Annotated in this window: 25 protein-coding genes; 9 read left to right on the top strand and 16 right to left on the bottom strand. The window is 64.8% G+C overall.

The features are described from left to right. Nucleotides 1–64: 64 nt before the first annotated feature. The 14 genes from J8I87_RS38585 to J8I87_RS38520 form a co-directional block, all read right to left on the bottom strand. Nucleotides 65–826 carry an ABC transporter permease gene (locus J8I87_RS38585; protein ID WP_209937651.1) on the bottom strand — a complete coding sequence of 254 codons (762 nt, stop codon included), beginning with the start codon at nt 824–826 and terminating at the stop codon, nt 65–67. Beyond that, nucleotides 823–1,767 carry an ABC transporter ATP-binding protein gene (locus tag J8I87_RS38580; protein WP_209937650.1) on the bottom strand — a complete coding sequence of 315 codons (945 nt, stop codon included), beginning with the start codon at nt 1,765–1,767 and terminating at the stop codon, nt 823–825. The genes J8I87_RS38585 and J8I87_RS38580 overlap by 4 nt, the downstream gene beginning before the upstream one ends. Before the next feature lie 85 nt (nt 1,768–1,852). Beyond that, entirely contained in the window at nt 1,853–2,191 is a 339-nt protein-coding gene (locus J8I87_RS38575; RefSeq protein ID WP_209937662.1) for a Rieske (2Fe-2S) protein, read from the bottom strand. Next, nucleotides 2,191–3,096, bottom strand: coding sequence for an intradiol ring-cleavage dioxygenase (locus J8I87_RS38570; protein ID WP_245254472.1), 906 nt, complete (start codon nt 3,094–3,096; stop codon nt 2,191–2,193). The genes J8I87_RS38575 and J8I87_RS38570 overlap by 1 nt, the downstream gene beginning before the upstream one ends. Before the next feature lie 7 nt (nt 3,097–3,103). Then, nucleotides 3,104–4,195 carry a branched-chain amino acid ABC transporter permease gene (locus J8I87_RS38565; protein WP_245254471.1) on the bottom strand — a complete coding sequence of 364 codons (1,092 nt, stop codon included), beginning with the start codon at nt 4,193–4,195 and terminating at the stop codon, nt 3,104–3,106. 11 nt (nt 4,196–4,206) lie between these two features. Further along, on the bottom strand, nt 4,207–5,070 hold the full coding sequence (locus J8I87_RS38560; protein ID WP_209937648.1) for a branched-chain amino acid ABC transporter permease: 864 nt from the start codon (nt 5,068–5,070) through the stop codon (nt 4,207–4,209). Next, nucleotides 5,067–5,774: an ABC transporter ATP-binding protein gene (locus J8I87_RS38555; protein WP_209937647.1), complete on the bottom strand. Its 708-nt coding sequence runs from the start codon at nt 5,772–5,774 to the stop codon at nt 5,067–5,069. The genes J8I87_RS38560 and J8I87_RS38555 overlap by 4 nt, the downstream gene beginning before the upstream one ends. A 1-nt stretch (nt 5,775) precedes the next feature. Continuing rightward, a complete protein-coding gene (locus J8I87_RS38550) occupies nt 5,776–6,498 on the bottom strand; it encodes an ABC transporter ATP-binding protein (RefSeq protein WP_209937646.1) in 723 nt (240 codons plus the stop codon). A gap of 31 nt (nt 6,499–6,529) precedes the next feature. Next, nucleotides 6,530–7,819 (bottom strand): ABC transporter substrate-binding protein, encoded by a 1,290-nt coding sequence (locus tag J8I87_RS38545; protein WP_209937645.1) that lies wholly within the window; start codon nt 7,817–7,819, stop codon nt 6,530–6,532. A gap of 43 nt (nt 7,820–7,862) precedes the next feature. Beyond that, entirely contained in the window at nt 7,863–8,921 is a 1,059-nt protein-coding gene (locus tag J8I87_RS38540; protein ID WP_209937644.1) for a maleylacetate reductase, read from the bottom strand. Between the two features lie 47 nt (nt 8,922–8,968). Next, nucleotides 8,969–10,432, bottom strand: coding sequence for an aldehyde dehydrogenase family protein (locus tag J8I87_RS38535; protein WP_209937642.1), 1,464 nt, complete (start codon nt 10,430–10,432; stop codon nt 8,969–8,971). A 99-nt stretch (nt 10,433–10,531) separates the two neighbouring features. After that, on the bottom strand, nt 10,532–11,527 hold the full coding sequence (locus tag J8I87_RS38530; RefSeq protein ID WP_209937641.1) for a hydroxyquinol 1,2-dioxygenase: 996 nt from the start codon (nt 11,525–11,527) through the stop codon (nt 10,532–10,534). Between the two features lie 33 nt (nt 11,528–11,560). Continuing rightward, nucleotides 11,561–12,052 (bottom strand): hydroxyquinol 1,2-dioxygenase, encoded by a 492-nt coding sequence (locus J8I87_RS38525; RefSeq protein WP_209937640.1) that lies wholly within the window; start codon nt 12,050–12,052, stop codon nt 11,561–11,563. Between the two features lie 257 nt (nt 12,053–12,309). Continuing rightward, nucleotides 12,310–13,275 (bottom strand): LysR family transcriptional regulator, encoded by a 966-nt coding sequence (locus tag J8I87_RS38520; protein WP_209937639.1) that lies wholly within the window; start codon nt 13,273–13,275, stop codon nt 12,310–12,312. 393 nt (nt 13,276–13,668) lie between these two features. Between J8I87_RS38520 and J8I87_RS38515 the strand changes: the two genes are divergently transcribed. Beyond that, nucleotides 13,669–14,022, top strand: a complete 354-nt coding sequence (locus J8I87_RS38515; RefSeq protein WP_209937638.1) for a DUF3564 family protein — start codon at nt 13,669–13,671, stop codon at nt 14,020–14,022. Nucleotides 14,023–14,240: 218 nt separating this feature from the next. Here J8I87_RS38515 and J8I87_RS38510 read toward each other — a convergent pair whose 3' ends face one another. Further along, the gene (locus tag J8I87_RS38510; RefSeq protein WP_245254470.1) at nt 14,241–14,579 is read right to left on the bottom strand and encodes a hypothetical protein; all 339 of its coding nucleotides are present in this window, start codon (nt 14,577–14,579) and stop codon (nt 14,241–14,243) included. A 66-nt stretch (nt 14,580–14,645) separates the two neighbouring features. Between J8I87_RS38510 and J8I87_RS38505 the strand changes: the two genes are divergently transcribed. From J8I87_RS38505 to J8I87_RS38490, 4 genes are all read left to right on the top strand, one after another. Then, nucleotides 14,646–15,032 carry a hypothetical protein gene (locus tag J8I87_RS38505; protein WP_209937636.1) on the top strand — a complete coding sequence of 129 codons (387 nt, stop codon included), beginning with the start codon at nt 14,646–14,648 and terminating at the stop codon, nt 15,030–15,032. A 257-nt stretch (nt 15,033–15,289) separates the two neighbouring features. Beyond that, complete coding sequence (locus J8I87_RS38500) at nt 15,290–16,390, top strand: ligase-associated DNA damage response exonuclease (protein ID WP_209937635.1); 1,101 nt, start codon at nt 15,290–15,292, stop codon at nt 16,388–16,390. Continuing rightward, the gene (locus J8I87_RS38495) at nt 16,387–18,066 is read left to right on the top strand and encodes an ATP-dependent DNA ligase (protein ID WP_209937634.1); all 1,680 of its coding nucleotides are present in this window, start codon (nt 16,387–16,389) and stop codon (nt 18,064–18,066) included. The genes J8I87_RS38500 and J8I87_RS38495 overlap by 4 nt, the downstream gene beginning before the upstream one ends. Nucleotides 18,067–18,141: 75 nt before the next feature. Beyond that, entirely contained in the window at nt 18,142–18,723 is a 582-nt protein-coding gene (locus tag J8I87_RS38490) for a TetR/AcrR family transcriptional regulator (RefSeq protein WP_209937633.1), read from the top strand. Here the strand turns inward: J8I87_RS38490 and J8I87_RS38485 are convergent. Further along, nucleotides 18,720–19,505, bottom strand: coding sequence for a class I SAM-dependent methyltransferase (locus J8I87_RS38485; protein WP_209937632.1), 786 nt, complete (start codon nt 19,503–19,505; stop codon nt 18,720–18,722). The genes J8I87_RS38490 and J8I87_RS38485 overlap by 4 nt on opposite strands. Before the next feature lie 246 nt (nt 19,506–19,751). Between J8I87_RS38485 and J8I87_RS38480 the strand changes: the two genes are divergently transcribed. The 4 genes from J8I87_RS38480 to J8I87_RS38465 all read left to right on the top strand — a co-directional run bounded on the left by J8I87_RS38480 (nt 19,752) and on the right by J8I87_RS38465 (nt 22,644). After that, nucleotides 19,752–20,078, top strand: coding sequence for a DUF190 domain-containing protein (locus J8I87_RS38480; RefSeq protein WP_209937631.1), 327 nt, complete (start codon nt 19,752–19,754; stop codon nt 20,076–20,078). Between the two features lie 118 nt (nt 20,079–20,196). Further along, a complete protein-coding gene (locus J8I87_RS38475; protein ID WP_209937629.1) occupies nt 20,197–20,586 on the top strand; it encodes a hypothetical protein in 390 nt (129 codons plus the stop codon). Nucleotides 20,587–20,680: 94 nt separating this feature from the next. Continuing rightward, the gene (locus tag J8I87_RS38470) at nt 20,681–21,046 is read left to right on the top strand and encodes a DUF190 domain-containing protein (RefSeq protein ID WP_209937628.1); all 366 of its coding nucleotides are present in this window, start codon (nt 20,681–20,683) and stop codon (nt 21,044–21,046) included. A gap of 155 nt (nt 21,047–21,201) precedes the next feature. Continuing rightward, nucleotides 21,202–22,644 carry an MFS transporter gene (locus tag J8I87_RS38465; RefSeq protein ID WP_313068094.1) on the top strand — a complete coding sequence of 481 codons (1,443 nt, stop codon included), beginning with the start codon at nt 21,202–21,204 and terminating at the stop codon, nt 22,642–22,644. The last annotated feature ends 103 nt before the right edge of the window (nt 22,645–22,747 follow it).

Raw genomic sequence — 22,747 nt, 5'->3', positions numbered from 1 at the left:
CCGAAGGAATCGTACGATGCGAACGGCGGGCGGTACAGCATGCGCGCCGATGCCGCTCATCGTACTACGACTTCAGCCGATAGCCGGTCTTGAAGATCCACGCGATCACAGCGAGGAAAATGCAAAGGAAGAGCGCCGTCATCCCGAGACTGATGCCGACGCTGACATCGGCGAGCCCGTAAAAGCTCCAGCGAAAGCCGCTGATCAGATAGACGATCGGGTTGAGCAGCGTGACCACTTTCCACGCGGGCGGCAGCATCGCGACGGAATAGAAACTGCCGCCTAGAAACGTCAACGGCGTGATGATGAGCAGCGGCACGAGCTGCAGCTTCTCGAAGTTGTCGGCCCAAATGCCGATGATGAACCCGAGCAGACTGAACGTGATGGCCGTCAGCACGAGAAACAGGACCATCCAGAACGGATGCTGCACCTGCAACGGCACGAAGAAGCCCGCCGTCGCGAGAATGATGAGGCCGAGCAGGATCGACTTGGTCGCGGCGGCGCCGACATAGCTGACGACGATCTCGACGTACGACACGGGCGCGGACAGCAGCTCGTAAATGGTGCCTGTAAAACGCGGGAAATAAATGCCGAACGACGCATTCGAAATGCTCTGCGACAACAGCGACAGCATGATGAGCCCCGGCACGATGAACGAGCCGTAGCTGATGCCTTCCACTTCGCGGATGCGCGAGCCGATCGCCGCGCCGAACACGATGAAATAGAGCGACGTCGAAATGACGGGCGCGATGATGCTCTGCATCAGCGTGCGCCCCGTGCGCGCCATTTCGAAGCGGTAGATCGCGCGGATTGCGTAAACGTTCATCGCACGGTCTCCTCGTGTTTTCTGTGCACGAGACTCACGAAGATATCTTCGAGCGAGCTTTGCGTGGTGTGCAGGTCCTTGAAGCGGATTCCCGCCGCGCTGAGATCGTTGAGCATTGCAACGATGCTGCTGCTCTTCTCGCGCTCGGCGTCGTATGTGTAGATCAGCTCGCTATTGTCGTTCGCGAGTTCGAGCCCGTAATCCGCGAGCGATGCCGGCATGCTCGCGAGCGGCGCTTCGAGTTGCAGCGTCAACTGCTTCTTGCCGAGCTTGCGCATCAACTCGGTTTTCTCTTCGACGAGCATGATCTGCCCGCTGTTGATCACGCCGATGCGGTCGGCCATCTCTTCCGCTTCTTCGATGTAGTGCGTGGTCAGGATGATCGTCACGCCGCTTGCCTGCAGCGAGCGTACGAGCTTCCACATGTCGCGGCGCAGCTCGACGTCGACGCCCGCCGTCGGCTCGTCGAGAAAGAGCACGCGCGGCTCGTGCGATAGCGCCTTGGCGATCAGCACGCGCCGCTTCATGCCGCCCGACAGCTGAATGATGCGGCTGTTGCGCTTCTCCCAGAGCGAGAGGTCGCGCAAGACCTTTTCGATGTGCGCCGGGTTTTTGGGCTTGCCGAACAGGCCGCGGCTGAACGACACCGTCGCCCAGACGGTTTCGAACGCATCGGTGGTCAGTTCCTGCGGCACGAGTCCGATCAGCGAACGCGCGGCCCGATAGTCATTGCGGATATCGTGACCGTCGACGGTGATGGTCCCTTCGCTTGCATTGACGATTCCGCAGATGATGCTGATGAGCGTCGTCTTGCCCGCACCGTTCGGCCCAAGCAATGCAAAGATTTCGCCTTGGCGAATGGAGAGATCGATACGCTTGAGGGCATGGAAACCCGATGCGTATGTCTTCGAAAGGTTCGAAACCGAGATGATGGGCTGCATAGACGCGACGATAGCAGATACCGCCCTGATTCGCCGCTTCTCTGCTCAAATCGCCGCTGTAACGCGGCGCACCGAGGCGGAACTGTCAAACTCCACCGTCTGCGTCTTCGTCGCTGACGACAACCACGCGTTGCTCGACGCGCACGGGCACGCGCGTGAGCGCGGCGCCGACGCATGGCCCATCGACGCACATGCCGTCTTCGAAGCGGAACATCGCGCTGTGATGCGCGCACATCAGATGCTCGCCTTCGTAGGTCCAGAAGGTATCGGGCTCGTAGTTGAGCGGGATCGAGAAGTGCGGGCACAGGTTGCGGTAGGCCCACGCATGGTCGCCGCGGCGCAGCACGACGATGCCGGCTTCGGCGACGGCCTTGCCGCCGCCGTCGGGAATGTCATCGAGCAGACACCGTGCCGTCGCTGTCATCATCGCGCCGCTCCTGATGAACGCACCAGCACGAAATCGCGGTGAACATCGAAGAACGGGCTCGGCAGATCCCACTCTGTCGCGTCGGAAGGACTGTCGTTCTTCACATACTCGACGACGAGCGAACGCTTCACGCCGAACACCGCATCCGATTCGACATAAGGATCGTCCGAACTGTAGAGCGCAGTGGTGATGGTGTCGTAACCGGGCGCCTGAATCAGGAAATGCACGTGCGCGGGCCGCATCGGATGCCGGCCGACCGCAAGCAGCATCTGGCCGACGGGGCCGTCCGTCGGAATCGGATACGGCGTCGGCTTGATCGAACGGAACGCATACTCGCCGTTCGGCCCCGAGCGGAAACGGCCGCGCAGATTGCTCTCGGGCTGGTCCGGGTCCTGGCCTTCGTACATGCCGTTATTGGCCGTCTCCCACACTTCGATCAGCGCGTTCGGCACGGGCTTGCCCGCCTCGTCGATCAGCCGTCCGCGAAACAGCGCGGGCTCGCCTTCCGTGCGGGCGATGTTCGCGCCGAACGGCTCGTCGTGCGCGCCCTCGCGATAGAACGGACCGAGCAGGCTGTTCTCCGTCGCAGCCGATTCCGCCACGTCCTGCTGGCGGTGGATCGCATCGAGCATGATCGACAGACCGAGCGTATCCGACAGCAGAATGAACTCCTGGCGGATGCCGTCGCACTTCTTTCCCGTCTGCGTCAGGAACTCGATGCCGCGCCGCCATTCGTCGCCCGTCAGTTGCACTTCTTCCGCGAATGCATGCACGTGCCGCACGAGCGCCGACATGATCTGCTTGAGGCGCGCATCTTCGCAGCCGGAAAGCGTCGCGAGCACTGTCTCGGTGATGGGGTGAACGTCCGTCCTGTTCATGCGTTGCTTAGTTGTCTCACTCATGATGTCCTCACGCTCTATGGGCGCTGGTGGAATGTGAATCGAGCGTCCGTGCGATATCGCTCGTCGCTGGCTGGCCCGGCGCGGCTGCGTCGCGAAACACGACCCGCCGCCCGACGGGAAACAGTTGCAGGTGCAGGCGCTGCGAGACGTAGCCCCACAGCCCTTGCGGAAAGAACAATGTCACGACGATGGCGAGCGCGCCGAGACCGATCAGATACCAGGTGCCATAGTCCGACAAAAACTTGTTCAGCACGAAGAAAATCAGCGCACCGGCAATCGGCCCTTCGAGTGTGCCGAGCCCGCCGATCAGCACGATGAAGATACCAAACGCGGTCCAGTTCACGGAAAACGCGGCATCGGGCGAGATGCGCAGATTGCCGAGAAAGTACAGCCCGCCCGCAAGCGCCGCGCCGCACGCCGAGACGAGATAGACGATCAGCCGCGCGCGTTTCACGTCGACGCCCTGGCTGCTCGCCGCAACTGCATTGTCGCGCATCGCCGTCAATGCAAGCCCCGCTTTCGAGCGCAGGAACAGATAGAGCAGGCCCACGGCCGCCGCGACGATCGCGAGCGCGAGCCACAGCGTCAGCGATTCGCGCAGCGCGCGCGGGATGCCGTGCAACGCCGTCAGGCTCGTGCCCGAGCCACCGCCGAGCGCGCTGATGTTCGCGAACGTCAGTCTGAACACTTCCGCGATCACCCATGTGCCGATCGCGAAATAGCCGCCCTCGAGACGAAACGCGATCGTCGATACGGGCACGGCCGCCGCCATCGCGATCAACGCGCCGAGGGGCACCGCGATGAACGGCGACACGCCGCAGTAGTTCGCGAGCACGAGCATCGCATAGCCGCCGAGGCCGAAATACGCCTGCTGCCCGATCGACACCATGCCGCCGTAGCCCGCGAGCAGATTCCACATCATCGCGAACACCAGATACGCGGCAAGCTGCACGAAGTCGCGCATCGCATCGCGTCCCGCCCACCAGGGCGCGCTCGCGACGGCGACGGCGACCACCAGCAACACCAGCAGCGTCACCCTGCTTGCGCGCGTCGCGCGATGAACGTCGAAAGCGCGTGCCTGATCCAGATGCATACTCATCACAAACCCTCTCACGCCGTCTTCGGCAACAGACCTTGCGGCCGCACCACCAGCACGCACAGGAACACGATATGGCCAAGCCAGATGCCCCAGCCCGGATCGAAGTAGAAGCCGATCTGCTGCGCGAGGCCGAGCGCCATGCCGCCCGCGAATGTGCCCCAGAACGAACCCATCCCGCCGATGATCACCGCCTCGAACGCGAACAGCAGCAACGCGGGACCGTCGGTGGGCGAAACGGCCGTGCGCATCGAATACAGCACGGCCGCGACGCCGATCAGCGCGAACGCGATGCCCATCGCGAGCGCGTATGTGCGCCGGTACGACACGCCCATCAGCTGCACGATCTCACGGTCGTCGGAGGTCGCGCGGAAGGCGCGGCCAAGCGGCGTGCGTGTGAAGATCCACTGCATCGCGAAGGCGAGCGCGACGGTCGCCGCGAGCGTCACGAGGGGCAGATAGCCGACCGTGATGCCGCCGAGCGTGACGCTCTGCGCTTCGAAGCTGCCTGTCCCTATCGAGCGAGGATCGGCGGAGAACAGTTGCTGCAACACGTTCTGGATGACGATGGAAAGCCCGAACGTGACGATCAGCGAAGGCAGCGGATCGCGGCTGCTGACGCGGTTCAGTATCGTGTACTGCACCGCGTAGCCCGCGCCGAACGCGATCACGAGCAGCAGCACGAGCGACACGGCGAGGGGCACATGCAACAGGCTCGTCAACGCGAACAGCACGAACACGAGCATTACGATGAAATCGCCGTGCGCGGTGTTCGTCAGGCGCATCACGCCGAACACGAGCGACTGCCCCATCGCGAACAGACCATACAGCGCGCCCAGCAGCACGCCTTGCACGACGATATTGGCGAGCGTATTCATGCGGCGGCTCCGAAATAGGCTTCAGTGATCGCCTCGTCGGAGACATCGGCGGAGACGCCCGAAAGCGACACGCGCCCTTCCTGGAAGCAATAGAAGCGCGACGACACACGCCGCGCGAGCTGCACGTCCTGTTCGACGACGATCGCGCTCATGCCGTCCGACACGATATCGGGCAACGCCGCGTAGATCTCGCGGACGATCACGGGCGCAAGTCCCAGCGAGAGCTCGTCGCACATCAACAGGTCGGGGTTGCTCATCAGCGCGCGGCCGATCGCGACCATCTGCTGCTGTCCGCCCGACAGCGCCGTCGCCGCGTGATTGCGGCGCTCGCGCAGCGCGGGAAAGAGCGCATAGACGCTATCGAGATTCCAGCGTCCGGGCCGCTTGCTGAACGCGCCGAGCAGCAGGTTCTCCTCGACGGAAAGACTCGCGAACAGCCGGCGTCCTTCCGGCACGAGCGCGATCCCCTTGCCGACGATGCTCGCCGCCGGCGCGCCGCCGATTGCTTCGCCGCGATAGACGATCTGATCGCGCGCCGCCTTCGTCAGGCCGGCGAGCGCTTTCAGAAACGTCGATTTGCCGGCGCCGTTCGAGCCGATCAGCGCGATTACTTCGCCTGGCTGCACGGCGACGTCGACGCCGAACAGCGCCTGAAAATCGCCGTAGAACGCGGTGAGGCCGCGCGTCTCCAGTAGTGCCGCCATGTCACGCCTCCAGTCCAAGATACACGCGCCTCACGTCGGGATCGTCCATCACCGCCGCCGGCTTGCCCTCGGCGAGCTTGCTGCCGAAGTTGATGACGAGCAGCCGGTCCGCGACGGCCAGCAGCGCGTGCACGACATGCTCGATCCACACGATCGTCACGCCGCGCTCCTTCACGCGGCGGATTTCATCGACGAGCTCATGTGTTTCGCCTTGCGTCAGTCCGCCCGCGATTTCGTCGAGCAGCAGCAGTTGCGGTTGCGTCGCGAGCGCGCGGGCCAGTTCGAGCCGCTTGCGATCGAGCAGCGCGAGCGTGCCGGCCAACTGGTTCGCGCGACGCTTCAGGCCCGTGCGTTCGAGCACGTCGACGCACATGTCGTACGCAGCGCTCTCGTCGAGCGCGCCGCCGAAGCGCGCGCCCACCAGCAGATTCTCGAACACCGTCATGCCGCCGAACGGACGCGGCACCTGATACGAGCGCCCGATGCCCGCCGCGCAGCGCCGATGCGGTGCAAGGTGCCCGACGTCCGCGCCGTCGAACTCGACCGTGCCTTGATCCGGCTTCACATCGCCGCTGACGAGATTGAACAGCGTCGTCTTGCCCGCGCCGTTCGGCCCGAGAACGCCGTATGTCTCGCCGCGTCCGACTTCGAAGCTGATCGCATTCGTCACCGTCAGCGCGCCATAGCGCTTCGAGACGTTCGTGAGCCTGAGCAATGCGTTCATCGCAACTCTCCTCGTGATGCCGCGCGTGCCATCACGCAATCAGCTTGAGCGGCCCGCTGACGGGGACGGCAGGTGCAAGCTGGTTATTGACGATCGCAAGATCGAAGCGGTGCTTCTGCCCCTTCACCCACTGCCCGCCGACGAGCGGCGTCTTCGCGACGTTCTTCACGGGACCGTTGCCCCAGGCCACATGGCCGACGAGCGTGTCGAGCTTCGTCGAGGCCACGGCATCGCGGATCGCCTCGTTCGAGTCGATGTCCTTCGCGCGCCTGAACGAATCGATCGCGATTTCGAACAGCGCGTGCGCGAAGCCGATCGGCTGCGTCCATTGCTTCGACATGATGCGCTCGTAGTCGTCGGCGACCTGACGCGCGCTTTGCCCCGTCAGCGACGACTTGAACGGATGCGACGGCGACCACCACACTTCCGTCGACAGCCCTTCGCCGAGATCGCCGAGCGCTTCAATCGAAGTGGGAAACAGCAGCGCCTTGCCGATCGAAATGACCTTGGGCTTGAGCCCTTGCTGGCGAGCCTGGACGAGAAAGTTCTTCGCATCGGGCGGAATCACGACGCCCGTGACGATCTGCGCATTCGATTGCCTGAACGCGGAGATCTGCGCGGAGAAGTCCTGCGTCATGCTCTGGAAGCGCCCGGGGTCCTTCAGCGTGAAGCCCTTTTGCGCGAGCACGGGCGGAAAGCCGAGCCTCGTATCGCCCCACGCGTTGCCGTCGCCGTCGTTTGGAAAGAGGCCGCCGACGCTGCGATTGGTCTGCACCGACTGCCACATGCCCGTGTACACGGCGATCACGTCTTCGAGGCCCCAGAAGAAGTGATAGGTGTAGTTGAAGCCCTTCTTCGGATCGCCCTTGCGGCCGAAGAACCACGGCTGCCACGGCACGACGGTCGACACGCACGGCGTCTCGTTCAGCTCGCACGCGTCGCTGACGGGGTTCGCCGTTTCGGGCGTGCCCGACACGAGCATGATGTCGACCTTGTCCTTGAGGATGAGGTCGTTGGCCACTTCGCCCGCGCGATTCGGATTCGACTGGCTGTCCTTGACGACGATCGACACGGGGTAGGTCTTGCCGCCCATCGACACGCCGTTCTTCAACGCCCCTTGCATCTGCTGGATCGTGTAGCGGTCGGCTTCGCCGAACGGCGCGAGAGGCCCCGTCTGCGGCGACACGTAGCCGATTTTCAGCGTGCGCGTGCCGGCTGCGAACGCGCGCGACGAGAACACGGGCGCGGCGGCCGCCAGCGCGCCGCCCGCCGCAAGGCGCACGAAGCGGCGCCGTCCTCCGTTGAAAAGATCTCCATTCATTGCTGTCTCCTGATCGTTTTATGTGTCGGGTGCGCGGCTTTCGCTATCCGGGCCTGCGTCCTTCGTAAGCGTCGTGCAGCAACGCGCGAAGCGGCTCGCGCTCGACTTCGCGCGGATTCCAGTACGGGCTTTTCAACGCGATGTTCAATGCGATGTCGAGGTCCGCCTCCTTCATGCCGATATCCTTCAGCGCGGTCGGCGCGCCGTTGTCGCGCGCGAGATCGAACACCGCTTGCGCCGCGTCGTCCGCATGGAGCGCGCGCGCGATACGCTGCATCGCTTGCGGCGCGGCCGTGCGGTTGTACGCGAGCGCGTGCGGCAAAACGATCGTGTGCGTCTCGGCGTGCGGCAGATTGAACGTGCCGCCGAGCGTATGACACAGCTTGTGATGCAGCGACATGCCGACGCTGCCCAGCACCGCCCCGCACAGCCACGCGCCGTACAGACACGCGCTGCGCGCATCGAGATCGTCGGCCTGGCGGATCACGCGCGGCAGGCCCTCGCCCAATGCGCGAATGCCGTCCTCGGCCATCAGGCTCATGATGGGATTCGCGTCCTGTGCGTAGAGACCTTCGGCCGCGTGCGCAATCGCGTTGATGCCGCTCGTCAGCGACAGCGCGGGCGGCAGCGATACCGTCAGCGACGGATCGTAGATGACCGTTTTCGGCAGCACGCGCAGATCGCGGCCCGTCTTCTTCAGGCCGCCTTCCGTGAGACCGTAGATCGGCGTCATTTCCGAGCCCGCGTACGTGGTCGGAATCGCGATGATGGGCAGCGACGTGTCTAGCGCAATCGCTTTGCCCAGACCCGTGGTCGAACCGCCGCCGATTGCGATCGCGCAATCGGCCCCGACACTCGCCGCGTAATCGCGAGCGGCGCGCGCCGTCTCGACGGGCACATGCATCACGGCCTGTGCAAAGACGCCTGCCGCGCGCGGCCCGATGCGCTCGGCAAGCTGCTCGGCTTGCGCGCGCTGCTGCGGCGTCGACAGCACGATTGCGCGTTGCGCGCCGAGCAACGCGATCTCGTGATCGAGCTGGTCCAGACTGCCCACGCCGAACACGACGCGCGAAGGCAAGCCCTGATAGACGAAAGGTTCCATGACGTTAACGTTCAAGCTCGGTTCAAGCTCGATTCAAGGGCGCGGTTTCAGCGCGGAAAATAAGGGGGAATCTGCGCATCCACGTTGACCCACACCGACTTGGCCTGCGTGTACTCGCGCATCGCTTCGAAGCCCATCTCGCGTCCATAGCCGCTCGCGCCGACGCCGCCGAACGGCGAGCCGGGACTCACGCGCTTGTAGCAGTTGACCCACACCATGCCGCTATGAATCTCGCGCGCGATTAGATGCGCGCGTTGCAGGTCGCGCGTCCACAGGCCCGCGCCGAGTCCATACTCCGTGCCGTTCGCAATCGCGAGCGCTTCTTCGTCGGTCTTGAACGTCGTCACCGTCATGAACGGGCCGAACACTTCCTCCTGCGACACGCGGTCGGTCGGCTTCGCTGCGACGATGGTCGGCTCGACATAGCAGCCGTTCGCAAGCGCCGCGACATCGGGCGACTTGCCGCCCGCCAGCACGCGGCCGCCTTGCTCGCGCGCCACATCGACATACGACAGCACGCGGTCGCGATGCTGGCGCGACGTGAGCGGGCCCATTTCCGTCGAAGGATCGAGGGGATCGCCGATGCGGATCGTGCGCGACAGCGCGACGAACTTTTCGAGCACTTCGTCCGCAATCGATTCGTGCACGATCATCCGCGAGCCCGCGATGCACGCCTGCCCCTGGTTGTGGAAGATCGCGAACGCGGAGCCTTGTACGACGGCATCGATGTTGGCGTCGCCGAACACGATGTTGGCGCCCTTGCCGCCCAGTTCGAGCTGCACCTTCTTCAGATTGCCGCTCGACGCCTGCACGATCTTGCGGCCCACGGCCGTCGAGCCCGTGAACGCAATCTTGCCGATCTCCGGATGCTCGGCGATGTACTGGCCCGCGACATGCCCGAGGCCAGGCAGGATGTTGACGACGCCTGCGGGAAAGCCGACTTCGGCCATCAGCTCGGCAATCGCGAGGCTCGACAGCGGCGTGAGTTCAGCGGGCTTCATGATCACGCAGTTGCCTGCGGCGAGCGCGGGCGCCATCTTCCAGCTCGTGAACATCAGCGGAAAATTCCACGGCACCACCTGTCCGACGATGCCGACGGGCTCGCGCGTCAGATAGTTCAGAAAGCCTTGCTCGACGGGAATCACCGAGCCTTCGAACTTGTCGGCCATGCCGCCGAAATAGCGGAACGTGGCCGCCGTGCGCGGCACGTCGAGATTGCGCGTGTCGCGAATCGGATGGCCCGTGTCGATCGATTCGAGGCGCGCGAGCCGGTCCGCGTTCGCTTCGATCGCGTCGGCCAGCTTGAGCAGCAAACGGCCCCGCTCGGCGGCCGCGAGGTTGCTCCACTTCGGAAACGCCGCTTTCGCCGCGGCCACTGCGCGATCGACATCGGCATGCGAAGCCATCGAGACTTCGGCGATCACCGAGTTGTCGTGAGGATTGAGCGTCGGCAGCGTTTCGCCCGTGAGCGAAGGCACGAAGCGGCCGTCGATGAAGAGTTGCGTTTGCATGTGAGTCCTGCTCGGTAAGACGTTGAGGCATGACCGTCCCCGCGGCGCCAGCTGTCTGGCGCCGTGCGTCGCACGCGGCGGGGAGATCGGGAGGTGGCTTTAGAACTGGATCGGGTACGGCGGCAGCTCGCCGCTCTCATACCGCTTCGGCAGATCGGGCGTTGCGTTCTCCCACACGAGCAGCATCGAACGCTTCTGCGAGTAGCCCTTGTGGCGGATATCGGCGGGCATCGCGGCGATGTCGCCTGCGTTCATCGTGATGCGCGCGCGCGGCTCGCCCGTGTCCTTGTCGGCCACATCCCAGATGATCTGATCCGACAGTTGCAGGAACCACTCGACGCGGTCGTTGCCATGAAACACGGGCAGCACGAATTCTTCCGTCGTCGGGCAGAAGAGGCTCTGCTTGCACACCGACGTGACGGACGGATTCCACGTGACGTCCGAGCGCGACAGATACTTGAACAGGTTGAACGCATGCAGTTCGCCTTCGAAGCCGGGCGCGGCGTGAACCTCGGGCTCGTCCTGCACGATATCGGCGAACTGGCGGTTGACGGGCAGATCGTCGCGCAGCGGCGAATCGCCTTCGAGTCCCGGCATGCGCTTCGTCGCGATGCGCGTGCGCTCGATGGCGGCAACGTTGTCGCCATGCTTCGTGCCGAATGCGGAGCCCGTCTCTTCAGGCGCGGCGAACGGATCGAAGCCTTCGTTGACCCAGTCCTTCAGAATCGCCTTGAACGTCGCCATGATGACGGGCGTGTCGAACTGCTGCGTGTGATCGACGCCCGCTTCGCGGAAGCTCGCGTTATAGGCGCCCGCATACATGTCGACCTTGCCGTAGTGATTGCGTGTGCCGATCACTTCGTCGAAATTGACCCAGCCGTAGAAGAAGCCCCATGCGACATCGCGCATCATTGCGCGAAGGAAGTCGTCGGCGTGCATCTGATGCGAGCGCTGCTGCCCTTTAGCCGGCCATTTCACCGTGACGAAATACGCGTCGCGGGAGAATTCGAAGTCGCCGAGGCTGAACGTGCGATAGCCGGTGACGGCATCCGGCTCGCTTGCACAGATGTTTTGCAGCGTGTTGATTGTGCTCATGACCCACTCCAGAAAATGAATGTGCGCAATGCGTTACTGAATGCAGATGTCTTTCCACTTCTCGACCGAGTAGCGGCCGAGAATGGTCTGCACGAGCAGCACACCCTTTCCTGCCGTTTCGAAGCGGTACGCGGCGCCCGCCGGCAACAGCGCCTGATGGCCGCGGCGCAGCCGCACGAAGCCCATCTGCTTGCCGGACGGCGTGCCTTCGAGGCGCACGCTGCCTTCCGTCGCTTCATCGACGAGGGGGCCATCGGACGGCTTGATGAAGTGCACGTCGATCTCGCCGTCCATCACGACGCAGAACTCGTCGTGCGATGCCGTGAACCACGGCGACGAGCCTTGCGCGCGCAGCGTCTCGATCACGTACTTGAGGTTCTTGCCGACCACGATTTTCTCGTACGGCGCGGCCTGGCTCGCGACTTCGAACACATTCGACATTGCATAGTGCTCGGGCTTGCCCTTGATGATTTCGATGGAGCCTTTACGGTAATTGTCGAGACTTCCCAACCAGGTTTGCTGCATGTCTGCCTCCTTGGATCTCTGTTGATCTGTGCGACTCATCGAGCGCGATTCCATGGATGCAAGAGTAAGTAACGCGACGCGCAACGGCAATGATCCGAGGTTCGGCAAATCCGAACGCCGGGTGCGGACAATCGACCCCAGGGGAAGTACCTGGTGCCGGAACGTGGCGGCTTTGCGGGTGGGAATGTGCGGCGTCCCGCGGCGCTTGGGGAGGCGTCTGTACCCGCGCGACACCGCGCGCGCTCACACCCCCGCGGCTATTGATCGGCGAGTTCTTCGCCGACGCTCTTCGTGTCGTCGTCTTCGGACGTGATGCCGAGCGCCTTGTCCCATTGCGGCTCGCGCAGATAGCGCTCCCGCAAAAAATCGATGAACGCCTTCACCTTCGCCGTCGAGCGGTGCGACGCGGGATACACGGCCGACAGCCACAGCGGCGGCGCCGCGTACTCGGGCAGCACGCGTTCGAGCCGGCGTTCGAGCAGGTCGGCGGCGGCGACCATCGTCGGCAGATAAACGACGCCCGCGCCCGCCCGCGCGAACTCCAGCAGCAGGTGCACGCTATTCGTTTTGAGCACCGGATTCAGCGCGATTTCGAAGCACTCGTTGCCCTTCATCAGCGGCCACTTGTCGCCCCACGGATAGTACGAATAGCGCGCGAAATCATGCCGCAGCAGGTCGAGCGGCGTCTCGATCGCGGGCTCTTCCTTCAGGTAGCCGGGCGCCGCGCACAGCACGCCGCGCACGGGGAAGAGGCGCCGCTCGACGAGCAGGTTGGACGCGGGCGGGTAGATTTGCAGCGCGAGATCGAAGCCCTCCTGGACGGGGTCGATCACGCGATCGTTGACGGTCACAACGAATTCGATGCGCGGATGCGCCTCGCGAAACTCGATCAGCGCCCGCGAGAAGTGCCCGAGCGCGAACCCCGGCAGCACATGGACGTTGAGCGTGCCCGACAGCGACTCGTGCACCGCATTCGAGCGGACCGACAGGTCGTGCACCTTGTTGACGAGTTCGGCGCACTCGCGGTAGTACGACTCGCCGAGCTCCGACAGACGCACGGCGCGCGTCGAACGATGAAAGAGCGACACGCCGAAATGCTCTTCCAGCTGCTTCACGCGCGACGTGACGACGGATTTGGCGACGCCCAGCTGGCGCGCGGCGCTCGCGAAACTCTGGGCTTCGGCGGCCCGCACGAACGCCTCCATCGACATGAACAGATCCATGCTGTCTCCTGACTTCTGTGCGGCCGTCCTCGCCGTTGCTGCGGCGCATGAAGGACAGCCCGTTCTGATGTGGATGACGAAGTGTACGATGTTTTGCAGAACGCATCGCCGCCTCCTGCAAATCGGAACCGGCGCGTAAAAACGGCTACGCCGCCTGCACTTTGTACAGACGGATGTGCAGCGCAGCATCGGCCCTCGCCGCGGTTGAGGCTTGCGCACCGCCATGGGCGCCCGCCGTTGTAGCGCCCAATGTGTCCCCAAACGTGGAACGGGCGTTGCTTTATAAGCCGATGCGATTGCTCCATGCCCGCAATCAGGCATCGAATCGGGCATGCGGGCACACGCATCCCAGCCGCGAGGTCCGCGCGGCGCTCTAGCGGACATGGAGGCTTCATGCGTCTGTCGATCCTGATCAACACTTCCGACCCGACCGTCAACCACGACTATGCCGTCTTGTGGCTCGATACGCTCAGCCACGCGTGGACGTCGCAAGACAGACGCGGCGTGGAGCTGCCGTCATCGGGCGACATGCGCGAGGACGGCGACGTGGTCTCGCTCTGCGCGCGCGGCAGCGAGCAGGCGCTCGTGACGCTGTACGGCGTGCACGTCGACCGGCACGGCAACATGACGTCGGCCCAAGGCCAGGCGACGTGGATCTCGCACTCGCGGCCCGAGGTCGCGGGCTTCTGGCGCTTGCAGGCCGTCGTACGCGAAGGCTCGCAACCGGCGCCCTCGACGCGGCGCTAGCAAGGGCGCTGTTCTCTTTCTCGTTCGCTTCCACCTGCCCGCTTTTTCCGCCCGCTACTTCCATCCGCTACTTCCGCCCGCTACTTCCACCCGCTTCTTCCACCCGCTCTTTCCGTCCGCTTTTTCCGCCCCCCGCTTCGACTCGCTGACGAAAAAGCGCCGTTGCCGCGCATCAGCGGCAACGGCGCTTTTCGGCAGGCTTGCGCGCCCGCCCGCAATCACGCGTGCACCGACTCCGCCAACCGCCTACGCAACCACACGCGATGCTGGCCCAACGTTTCGATAAACGGCTTCAGCACGGCATCCAGCTTGCCGTCATCGCTGATCGACACACCGTCGGCGTCGGCGGGCAGATGCGCGGCGCTCGATACGTCCTTGCCAGCGCCGGGCGCGGCAATCGCCTTCGGATGCCGGAACGCTTCGAGCACGAAATGGCGCGCGTCGCCCGACTGCGCGAGCGTCTCGATTCGCTGCGCACGCGGACCGACGTCGCGGCGGCGATTCGCTGCACGCGCAATGAATCCGTGGTTGCGTCGCGCGGCACAGTGCTTGCGCAAGTATCCATGCGGTCGGGTCGATAGCACCGACTCGTGACGATCAAACCATCTCCTGGAGATTCGACCATGAAGAGCACGACGAAGAAGGTACTTGCTACTGCCCTAGTGATGGCACTGTCGGGCGGCGTCTATGCACAGGCAGGCGGCGGCAATTCGGGCGGAGGATCGGCCGGCAACGGCGTGGGCGCGGGTGGCGGCAACACGGGTGGCGCAGGCGGCGTGGCATCGCCGGGCGCCGGCGTCAACAGCATGCAGCGCGGCACCACCAACGATAGCGGCTACGGCACGCCGGGCGTGACGGGCACGGGCGGCGGCACGGGCACGGGTACGGGCGCAGCGCCGCAAAGCGGCAACATGAACCGTCAGTACAACGGCACATCGAACGGCGGCACGACGGCCCAGCCCGGCACGATGCAGCCTGGCGCAGGCACGAACCAGGGCGGCAGCCAGTGACGTTGCAGCAGCCGTCGGGGTGATGCGTGCAGCCGGCGGATGAACGTGCGCCCCGGCGTCGTTGGCGCGACGCCGGGGCGCTTTCTGTTTGCGTGAGCCGTCACGTGTGATGCGTGCGGAGATCCTGCGCGCATCGGGTCGACAGCGAGTCGGCCAAAGCCGACGAAAACGCCGCTGAACTTCGGCCCCGCCGCGCGAGTCCATTGATGCACAGGCCCGTTCGTCGCTGACGCGGCGTGATTCTCGCGGAGACAACCTTGACTCAACAGACGGATCTGATCGTCGCGCGCCCCGAAGGCCTGTACTGCCCACAAGGCGACTTTTATATCGATCCGTGGCAAAGCGTCGACCGCGCGGTCATCACGCACGCGCACGCCGATCATGCGCGCTTCGGGCATCGCCGCTATCTCGCCGCCGAACCCGGTGCAGGCGTGCTGCAAGCCCGGCTGCCGGGCATCGCGTTGCAAACGCTCGCATATGGCGAGCGCATTGCGATCAACGGCGTCGGCGTTTCGCTGCATCCGGCGGGGCATGTGCTGGGATCGGCGCAAGTGCGCGTCGAGCATCGCGGCGCAGTGTGGGTGGCATCGGGCGACTACAAGCTCGACGCCGATCCCACCTGCGCGCCGTTCGAGCCCGTGCGCTGCGATACGTTCATCACGGAATCCACCTTCGGCCTGCCGATCTACCGCTGGGATGCGCCGCAAACGGTGTTCGACGGCATCGACAGCTGGTGGCGGCACAACGCGGCAGCGGGCCGCGCGTCCGTCCTGTTCTGCTATTCGTTCGGCAAGGCGCAGCATATTCTCGCGGGTGTCGACGCGGGCATCGGACCGATCTTCTGTCACGGCGCCATCGAACCGCTGAACCGCGCGTATCGCGCGGCGGGTGTCGCACTGCCGCGCGTGCGACTCGTTGGCGAGGTTCCCGCGAAGAACCGCGACGCCTTCAGGCAGGCACTCGTGATCGCGCCGCCATCCGCGCAAGGCAGCGCGTGGCTGCGGCGCTTCGGCGACTACAGCGACGCGTTCGCATCGGGCTGGATGCGCTTGCGCGGCACGCGCCGCCGACGCGGCGTCGATCGCGGCTTCGTGCTGTCCGACCATGCCGACTGGCCGGGCCTGCAAACGGCCATCGCGGCGACGGGCGCGCAGCGCGTGATCGTCACGCACGGGCAAGTGGAGCCGATGGTGCGCTGGCTGCGTGAACAGGGCCTCGAAGCAGGCGCATTCGCGACCGAGTATGGCGATGACGCCGTCGAAGCCGATGCTGCGGCGGGCAACGAAACCGGCCCGGGAATGAGCGCAGCCGAAGCGGATACATCGGCTGCCAACATCGCGGAACGCGACACATCATGAGGCGCTTCGCCACGCTCTATGCGGCGCTCGATGCCACTACGTCGACGCGCGACAAGCTCGATGCGCTGATCGCGTACTTCCGCGCCGCGCCGCCCGAGGACGCGGCATGGGCCTCGTACTTCCTCGCGGGCGGCAAGCCTCGCCAGTCGGTGCCGACCCGCCTGCTCACCGAGATCGCGCGCACGCACGCGGGCTTGCCCGAGTGGCTGTTCGAAGAGTCGTATCAGGCCGTCGGCGATCTTGCGGAGACCATCGCGCACGTGCTGCCGCCTGCGGCGCGCATGTCCGAGCTTGGCCTCACGCAATGGATCGAGGAACGCATCCTGACGCTGCGCGGGGCGTCGCCCGACACGCTGCGCGAGCGTCTCGTCGCGTATTGGGACGAGCTCGACTGGAGCGGCCGCTTCCTGTTCACGAAGCTGATCGGCGGCGGCTTTCGCGTCGGCGTTGCGCGTCAACTGGTCGTGCGTGCGCTCGCCGATGTCGCGCACGTCGATCACAAGCTGATCGCGCAGCGCATGGTCGGCTGGACGGACTCGAGTCAGCCGCCCGACGCCGCGCGCTATCTGCGCGTTATCGCGCCTGCAGACGACGCCAACGATGACGCCGAGGGCGCGCGCATCCGGCACGACAGCGAACGCGGCCTGCCGTATCCGTTCTTTCTCGCGCATCCGTTACAGGCCGATCCGGCGACGCTCGGCGCGCCGTCGTCGTGGTTCGCCGAATGGAAGTGGGACGGCATTCGCGCGCAAGTGGTGAAGCGTGATGGCCGCGTGTGGGTGTGGTCGCGCGGTGAAGACCTGATCACCGACCGCTTCCCCGAAGTCGTCGCGTTGGGCGAGGCGTTGCCGGACGGCTATGTGCTCGATGGCGAGATTCTCGCGTGGGAACCCGGCGCGCTTGCGCCACTGCCGTTCGCGCGGCTGCAGCCGCGCATCACACGCAAGTCGCTGACCAAACGCGTGCTGGCCGATTCGCCCGCCACCTTTCTCGCCTACGATCTGCTCGAAGCGGGCGGCAACGACCTGCGCCTGCAGCCGCTGCACGAGCGCCGCGCGCGGCTCGATGCGCTTGCCGCGAATCTCGCGGATACGCTCGCGAAAGACCTGCTGCGCGTGTCACCCCTCGTCGACGCATTCGACTGGGAGGCACTCGCCGCGCTACGCGACGAAAGCCGCGTGCGAGGCGTCGAAGGACTGATGCTGAAAGAACGCGCATCGATGTATGGCGTGGGGCGGACCAAGGCATCGGGTACGTGGTGGAAATGGAAGATCGACCCCTACGCGATCGATGCCGTGCTGATCTACGCGCAGCGCGGCCACGGAAGACGCGCGAGCCTTTATACGGATTTCACCTTCGCGGTCTGGGACGAAGCCGATGGCGTACGCACGCTCGTGCCCTTCGCCAAGGCCTATTCCGGCCTCACCGACGAAGAGATGCGCGAAGTCGACGCGATCGTGCGCAGAACGACAGTCGAGAAATTCGGCCCCGTGCGCAGCGTCACGCCGACGCTCGTCTTCGAGATCGGCTTTGAAGGCATCCAGGCAAGTCCGCGCCATAAGTCGGGCGTGGCCGTGCGATTTCCACGGATGCTGCGCTGGCGCACCGACAAACACATCGACGACGCCGATACGCTGGCGACGCTCAAGGGTTTCATCGACGATCGCGCGCGCTGACGTCCTCTTCTTTGTGCATTCTAGCCATCGGTGTCAAAATACGCCATTTGGGCATTTCCACGACTGAGGCAAGACATGGCTGGAGTTCGTCAATTCAATGAGGACGACGCCTTCGCGCACGCGCTGGACGTCTTCTGGCGCAAGGGCTTTCGCGCGACGTCGATGCTGGACCTCGCCGAAGCGACGGGCGTGCAGCGCGGCTCGCTGTATAACGCATACGGCGACAAGGAAGAGATCTTCATCCGCGTGTTCGAACGCTATGCGGAACGCTTTGTCGCCGACGCGCGCAAGGCGCTCGACAAACCCGATCTGCACGACGCGCTAACGTCGTTCTTCACGTTCGCGATCCGCTCGATTACGCAGGGCACGCCCACGCGTGGCTGTCTGTCGACGAAAACAGCCGTGGAGATCGACCCCGACTCGCCGCGTCTGCGCGAATCGTTGCAGGCCATGCTCGACGCACTCGAAGCCGCCATACTGTCCGTGCTCGACACGAAGGAAGCGCGCGCGCAACTGGCGGTGCCGCCGCAGCAGGCAGCGAGCCTCGTCGTGACGACGACGCGCGGCATTGCGGTGATGGAGCGCGTATACGGCGACCCGAAGAAACTCAGGCTGACGGCGTTCGCGCTCGTCGATGCGCTGGTGCGCAAGCACTAGCCCGCTATGCGCGTCGCGCAATACGCGTAGGTCACGTAAGGCACCGTGACCACGTCGCGCGATGCGAGGGCCGGCTCCGACGCGATCAGCGCGCGCACTTCGCGCTCCACTTGCGCCCATTCATGCGGCGGCAATGCGAGCATGAAACTCGTCGAACGAACGCGGGTCACGATCACGTCTTCGACGGGGCCGGTGTGCCCATGCGGCATGTGCCGCTCTTCGAGCGCCGAAAATCCTTCGAACGGAAATGCATTGCGCCATTCGCCCGTGTGGTAGCGCGGCGCATCGCCTTCGCGCGCATTGACGATCGCGTCGAGCTGCGCCACCCAGCGCACGCGCGCGTCGCGCACGTTCCACACGAGCCCGAGATGCCCGCCCGGTTTCAGCACGCGGCTAATCTCGGCGAGCGCCTCGCGCGTCGCGAACCAGTGAAACGACTGCGCGCAGAGCACCGCATCCACGCTCGCATCGTCGAGCGGCAGCCGCTGCGCCGTGCCTTCGCGCACGTCGACTTGCGGCAGTGCAGCGGCGATCTTCGCGCGCATCTGCGCGACGGGTTCGATGGCGATCACCCGCGCGCCCGTTTCGACGAGACGCGGCGTGAACTTGCCTGTGCCCGCGCCGAGATCGACGGCGATCCTGCCTGGCCCGAGGCCCAGCTCGACTGTCAGCCACGCGGCGAGTTCCCGCGGATAGTCGGGGCGGCCTTTCGCGTAGGTGTCCGCGCCTTTCGTATAGCCTTCCGATGCGGCGTGGTGGACGTGCGGCGTCTGGTCGGTCATGTCGGCAGCCCGGAGTATCGAAGACCTTCATTGTCCATGATCCGCTTGCGCGCGAGCAAATCGCCGCGGCGGCGCACTAACTCATGACGCACCGCCGCATCGCATCCGCTCGCGCGTGGCGCGTCGATGACTGGCGCGTGACCATTCGATCCGCAAACGGGCATCGCTCTTGCGAGACTGTCGCGCACGCGCCGGCAGCGCCATAATGGTTCTCATCCGTCAGCGCAGTGCGCATGGAGATCGGCGATGCAGGGCAGCCAGCTCACCGTGTTCGCGGCCACTACCGGCCCGCGCAGGCACCATCAGACGACCGTCGGCTGGATACTCGACGAAGCGCGGCAAGCGGGCATCCAGGGCGCGACCGTGATCGAGCTCAGCGAATGCCTCGACGTGCACGGCAAATATCATGCGGCGCGCTTCGTCGAACTGGCCGACCAGCCCGTCGCCGTTACGCTGGCGGGCGAAAGCGCGCGGGTCGATGCGCTGCTCGAGCGCTTGCGCGAGAGCAACGTGCCGCTTTTCTATACGCGCTGTACCGTCGAATACGAGGTGCTGGGAAGCGGCGTTCCGTGAAAGCGCGTAATGTGCTTCAGCAGCGCTGCTTCAACACCGCTGCCTCAACACCGCTGCTTCAACACCGGCGTCGCTCGCAGTGCAACGCGATTCAACTCTCGTCGACAGGAGAAACGCGATGAAAACAGAGCCAAGACTCTTGCACGATGTCGGACTGTTCGATGCGGTGTTCGCTTGCGTTCACGACAAGGACCCTTCCGTGCGCGAAGGGTCGATGTTCGGCTGCCCGGCAGTGTTCGTCGGCTCGCATCTGGCGTTGTGCGTGTATGGCAGCGGCATCGGCATCAAGCTGCCCGCGGAACGCGCGGCGATGCTCGTGAACGCCGGACGCGCGTTCGCGTTTCAACCGTATGGCCGCTCGGCGATGCGCGAATGGGTCGAGATACGGATACCGCGGGAACGCGTCGAGGAAATCGCTGCTGTGCTGATCGAAGCCGTCGAGTACGCGCGGCATCACGTGGGCCATCCGGGCGGCAAGGCATCGTCGGCCTCGGCGTCGCGGGCGTAGTGGCAATCGTGAATGCGAGCTTCGACATCATGCACCGGCATTCGGCCTCGCACGCTGCCGCCCGGCGTTGGCATGCGAGACCGCGAGAACCAAGATGAACGGCTGTCAATTGACTTTCTTTACCGAGCGCAACCGCAGGCACGGTCACCAGACGGTCTGCGACTGGCTGCTGCATGAAGCGCATGCGCTCGGCATTCGCGGCGCGACGGTGATCAGTTGCGCGCAAGGCGTCGGGCATGCGGGCGCGCATCATTCGGCGCATGCGCTGTCGCTGGCCGATCAGCCGCAGCAGATCATCCTCGCCACCACGGACGACGAAGCGGACCGCCTGCTCGACATCGTGCGCGCCGAGAACGTTCATGTGTTCTATATGCGCATGCCCGTGGAGTTCGGCTGGATCGGCGGTGAAACGGCCGATCAGACGAAGCATATGCGGCTTTTCAGGCGCTCCGGAAGTTAGGCGGCCGCTTCTGCGGCGCGGCCGCATTCACAGTCGGCGCGCAGTGAGCGCGCAGTGAGCGCGCAGTCGTCGCGAGGCAGACCGCGAGTTCCTGTGTGCGTGCCCGTTCGTTGCGATTGCAACGTCATGGCGTTTAACGGACCGGCTATGCAATAATCAACGTTCACTTACATCGCTCGCCGCCCGTGCTGCTTGCCCTCAAGGCTTTTATCGCTCCCGTCATCGTCGCCTGCGCGATGTTCATGGAGAGCGTGGATGCGAATGTCATCGTCACTGCGCTGCCCGAAATGGCGCGCGCCTTCGGCCGGGATCCCGTCACGCTGAAAATCGCCGTCACCAGCTATGTGCTGGGTCTCGGCGTGTTCATTCCCGTCTGCGGCTGGCTGGCCGACCGCTTCGGCGCGCGCTCGGTGTTCCGCTCGGCCATCGGCATCTTCGTCGTCGGTTCGCTGCTGTGCGCGGCGTCGACATCGCTCGCGACGTTCACGGTGGCGCGCTTCATCCAGGGCGTGGGCGGCGCGATGATGGTGCCAGTCGGGCGCATCATCATCTTCCGGGTGGTGGACCGTTCCGAGTATGTGCGCGCGATGAACTACCTGAGCGTGCCCGCGATGCTCGGGCCAGCGGCGGGGCCGCTGCTGGGCGGCTTTATCACGACGTATCTGCATTGGCGGCTGATCTTCTTCATTAACATTCCTGTCGGCATTCTCGGCATCTGGCTGACCAACAAGTACATCAGGAACACGCGTGAGCCGCATCCTGGACCGCTCGACTGGCTGGGCTTCGTGCTGTCGGCGGGCGGCGCGTCGCTGTTCCTGCTGGGGCTGTCGCTGACGGACGGCGAGCTGGTGACGGGCACCACGGCCGTCACGATGACGCTGGTCGGCGCCGCGATGCTGGGCGTCTACGTGCTGTACGCGCGTCGCGTCGAGCGTCCTTTACTCGATCTGCGTTTTTTCCGCGTGCCGACGTTTCAGGCGAGCGTGCTGGGCGGCTCGCTGTTTCGCATCGGCCTTGGCGCGGTGCCGTTTCTGCTGCCGCTCGTGCTGCAGGAAGGGCTTGGCATGAGCGCGTTCGAATCAGGGCTGATTACGTGCGCATCGGCGTTCGGCGGCATGTTCATGCGCACGCTCGCGGCCTCGGTGTTGCGCCGTTATGGCTTTCGCACGGTGCTGATGTATAACGCGGCGTATTCGGGCATCGCGATTACCGCGTGCGGTGCGTTTTTTCCCGGCACACCGACGTGGGTGATCTGGGTCATTGTGCTATTGGGCGGGTTCTTTCCGGCGCTGCAATTTACCAGCCTCAATTCGATGACTTACGCTGAAATCGAAATCCGGGACGTGGGCCGCGCGACGAGCCTCGGTAGTGTCGTGCAGCAGATTTCGCTGGGACTGGGCGTGACGGTTGCCGGTATCGTACTGACGATCACGCGGGCCGTGCATGGACACGCGGCGCTGCAGTGGATGGATTTCTGGCCGGCGTTTCTGGTGGTTGGGATGTGTTCGTTTGCTTCGATTGCTGTTACGAGGAGGTTGTCGGCGAATGCCGGGGATGAGATTGTTAGAGGGAAGCGGGAAGTGACGACGAAGGGTTGATGGTCGCTGTCGCTGGCAACCGCGATGCGGTTCGCTTTGCCGCTGTCGCTGGCGGTTCGCTTTGCCGCTGTCGCTGGCGGTTCGCTTTGCCGCTGTCGCTGGC

This window comes from Paraburkholderia sp. LEh10 (assembly GCF_017814945.1).
Classification (GTDB): domain Bacteria; phylum Pseudomonadota; class Gammaproteobacteria; order Burkholderiales; family Burkholderiaceae; genus Paraburkholderia.
Note: the sequence above shows the minus strand (reverse complement) of the source record. Positions and strands in the feature narration are given on the sequence as shown.

What these genes read in the sequence shown, in the direction of transcription:
- J8I87_RS38570 (WP_245254472.1), bottom strand. Translation starts at nt 3,096, where the DNA reads ATGAGTGAGACAACTAAGCAACGCATGAACAGGACGGACGTTCACCCC.
- J8I87_RS38505 (WP_209937636.1), top strand. Translation starts at nt 14,646, where the DNA reads ATGAAGAGCACGACGAAGAAGGTACTTGCTACTGCCCTAGTGATGGCA.
- J8I87_RS38535 (WP_209937642.1), bottom strand. Translation starts at nt 10,432, where the DNA reads ATGCAAACGCAACTCTTCATCGACGGCCGCTTCGTGCCTTCGCTCACG.
- J8I87_RS38520 (WP_209937639.1), bottom strand. Translation starts at nt 13,275, where the DNA reads ATGGATCTGTTCATGTCGATGGAGGCGTTCGTGCGGGCCGCCGAAGCC.
- J8I87_RS38545 (WP_209937645.1), bottom strand. Translation starts at nt 7,819, where the DNA reads ATGAATGGAGATCTTTTCAACGGAGGACGGCGCCGCTTCGTGCGCCTT.
- J8I87_RS38480 (WP_209937631.1), top strand. Translation starts at nt 19,752, where the DNA reads ATGCAGGGCAGCCAGCTCACCGTGTTCGCGGCCACTACCGGCCCGCGC.
- J8I87_RS38555 (WP_209937647.1), bottom strand. Translation starts at nt 5,774, where the DNA reads ATGGCGGCACTACTGGAGACGCGCGGCCTCACCGCGTTCTACGGCGAT.
- J8I87_RS38475 (WP_209937629.1), top strand. Translation starts at nt 20,197, where the DNA reads ATGAAAACAGAGCCAAGACTCTTGCACGATGTCGGACTGTTCGATGCG.
- J8I87_RS38515 (WP_209937638.1), top strand. Translation starts at nt 13,669, where the DNA reads ATGCGTCTGTCGATCCTGATCAACACTTCCGACCCGACCGTCAACCAC.
- J8I87_RS38490 (WP_209937633.1), top strand. Translation starts at nt 18,142, where the DNA reads ATGGCTGGAGTTCGTCAATTCAATGAGGACGACGCCTTCGCGCACGCG.
- J8I87_RS38580 (WP_209937650.1), bottom strand. Translation starts at nt 1,767, where the DNA reads ATGCAGCCCATCATCTCGGTTTCGAACCTTTCGAAGACATACGCATCG.
- J8I87_RS38550 (WP_209937646.1), bottom strand. Translation starts at nt 6,498, where the DNA reads ATGAACGCATTGCTCAGGCTCACGAACGTCTCGAAGCGCTATGGCGCG.
- J8I87_RS38495 (WP_209937634.1), top strand. Translation starts at nt 16,387, where the DNA reads ATGAGGCGCTTCGCCACGCTCTATGCGGCGCTCGATGCCACTACGTCG.
- J8I87_RS38470 (WP_209937628.1), top strand. Translation starts at nt 20,681, where the DNA reads ATGAACGGCTGTCAATTGACTTTCTTTACCGAGCGCAACCGCAGGCAC.
- J8I87_RS38525 (WP_209937640.1), bottom strand. Translation starts at nt 12,052, where the DNA reads ATGCAGCAAACCTGGTTGGGAAGTCTCGACAATTACCGTAAAGGCTCC.
- J8I87_RS38560 (WP_209937648.1), bottom strand. Translation starts at nt 5,070, where the DNA reads ATGAATACGCTCGCCAATATCGTCGTGCAAGGCGTGCTGCTGGGCGCG.
- J8I87_RS38565 (WP_245254471.1), bottom strand. Translation starts at nt 4,195, where the DNA reads ATGAGTATGCATCTGGATCAGGCACGCGCTTTCGACGTTCATCGCGCG.
- J8I87_RS38575 (WP_209937662.1), bottom strand. Translation starts at nt 2,191, where the DNA reads ATGACAGCGACGGCACGGTGTCTGCTCGATGACATTCCCGACGGCGGC.
- J8I87_RS38540 (WP_209937644.1), bottom strand. Translation starts at nt 8,921, where the DNA reads ATGGAACCTTTCGTCTATCAGGGCTTGCCTTCGCGCGTCGTGTTCGGC.
- J8I87_RS38530 (WP_209937641.1), bottom strand. Translation starts at nt 11,527, where the DNA reads ATGAGCACAATCAACACGCTGCAAAACATCTGTGCAAGCGAGCCGGAT.
- J8I87_RS38485 (WP_209937632.1), bottom strand. Translation starts at nt 19,505, where the DNA reads ATGACCGACCAGACGCCGCACGTCCACCACGCCGCATCGGAAGGCTAT.
- J8I87_RS38585 (WP_209937651.1), bottom strand. Translation starts at nt 826, where the DNA reads ATGAACGTTTACGCAATCCGCGCGATCTACCGCTTCGAAATGGCGCGC.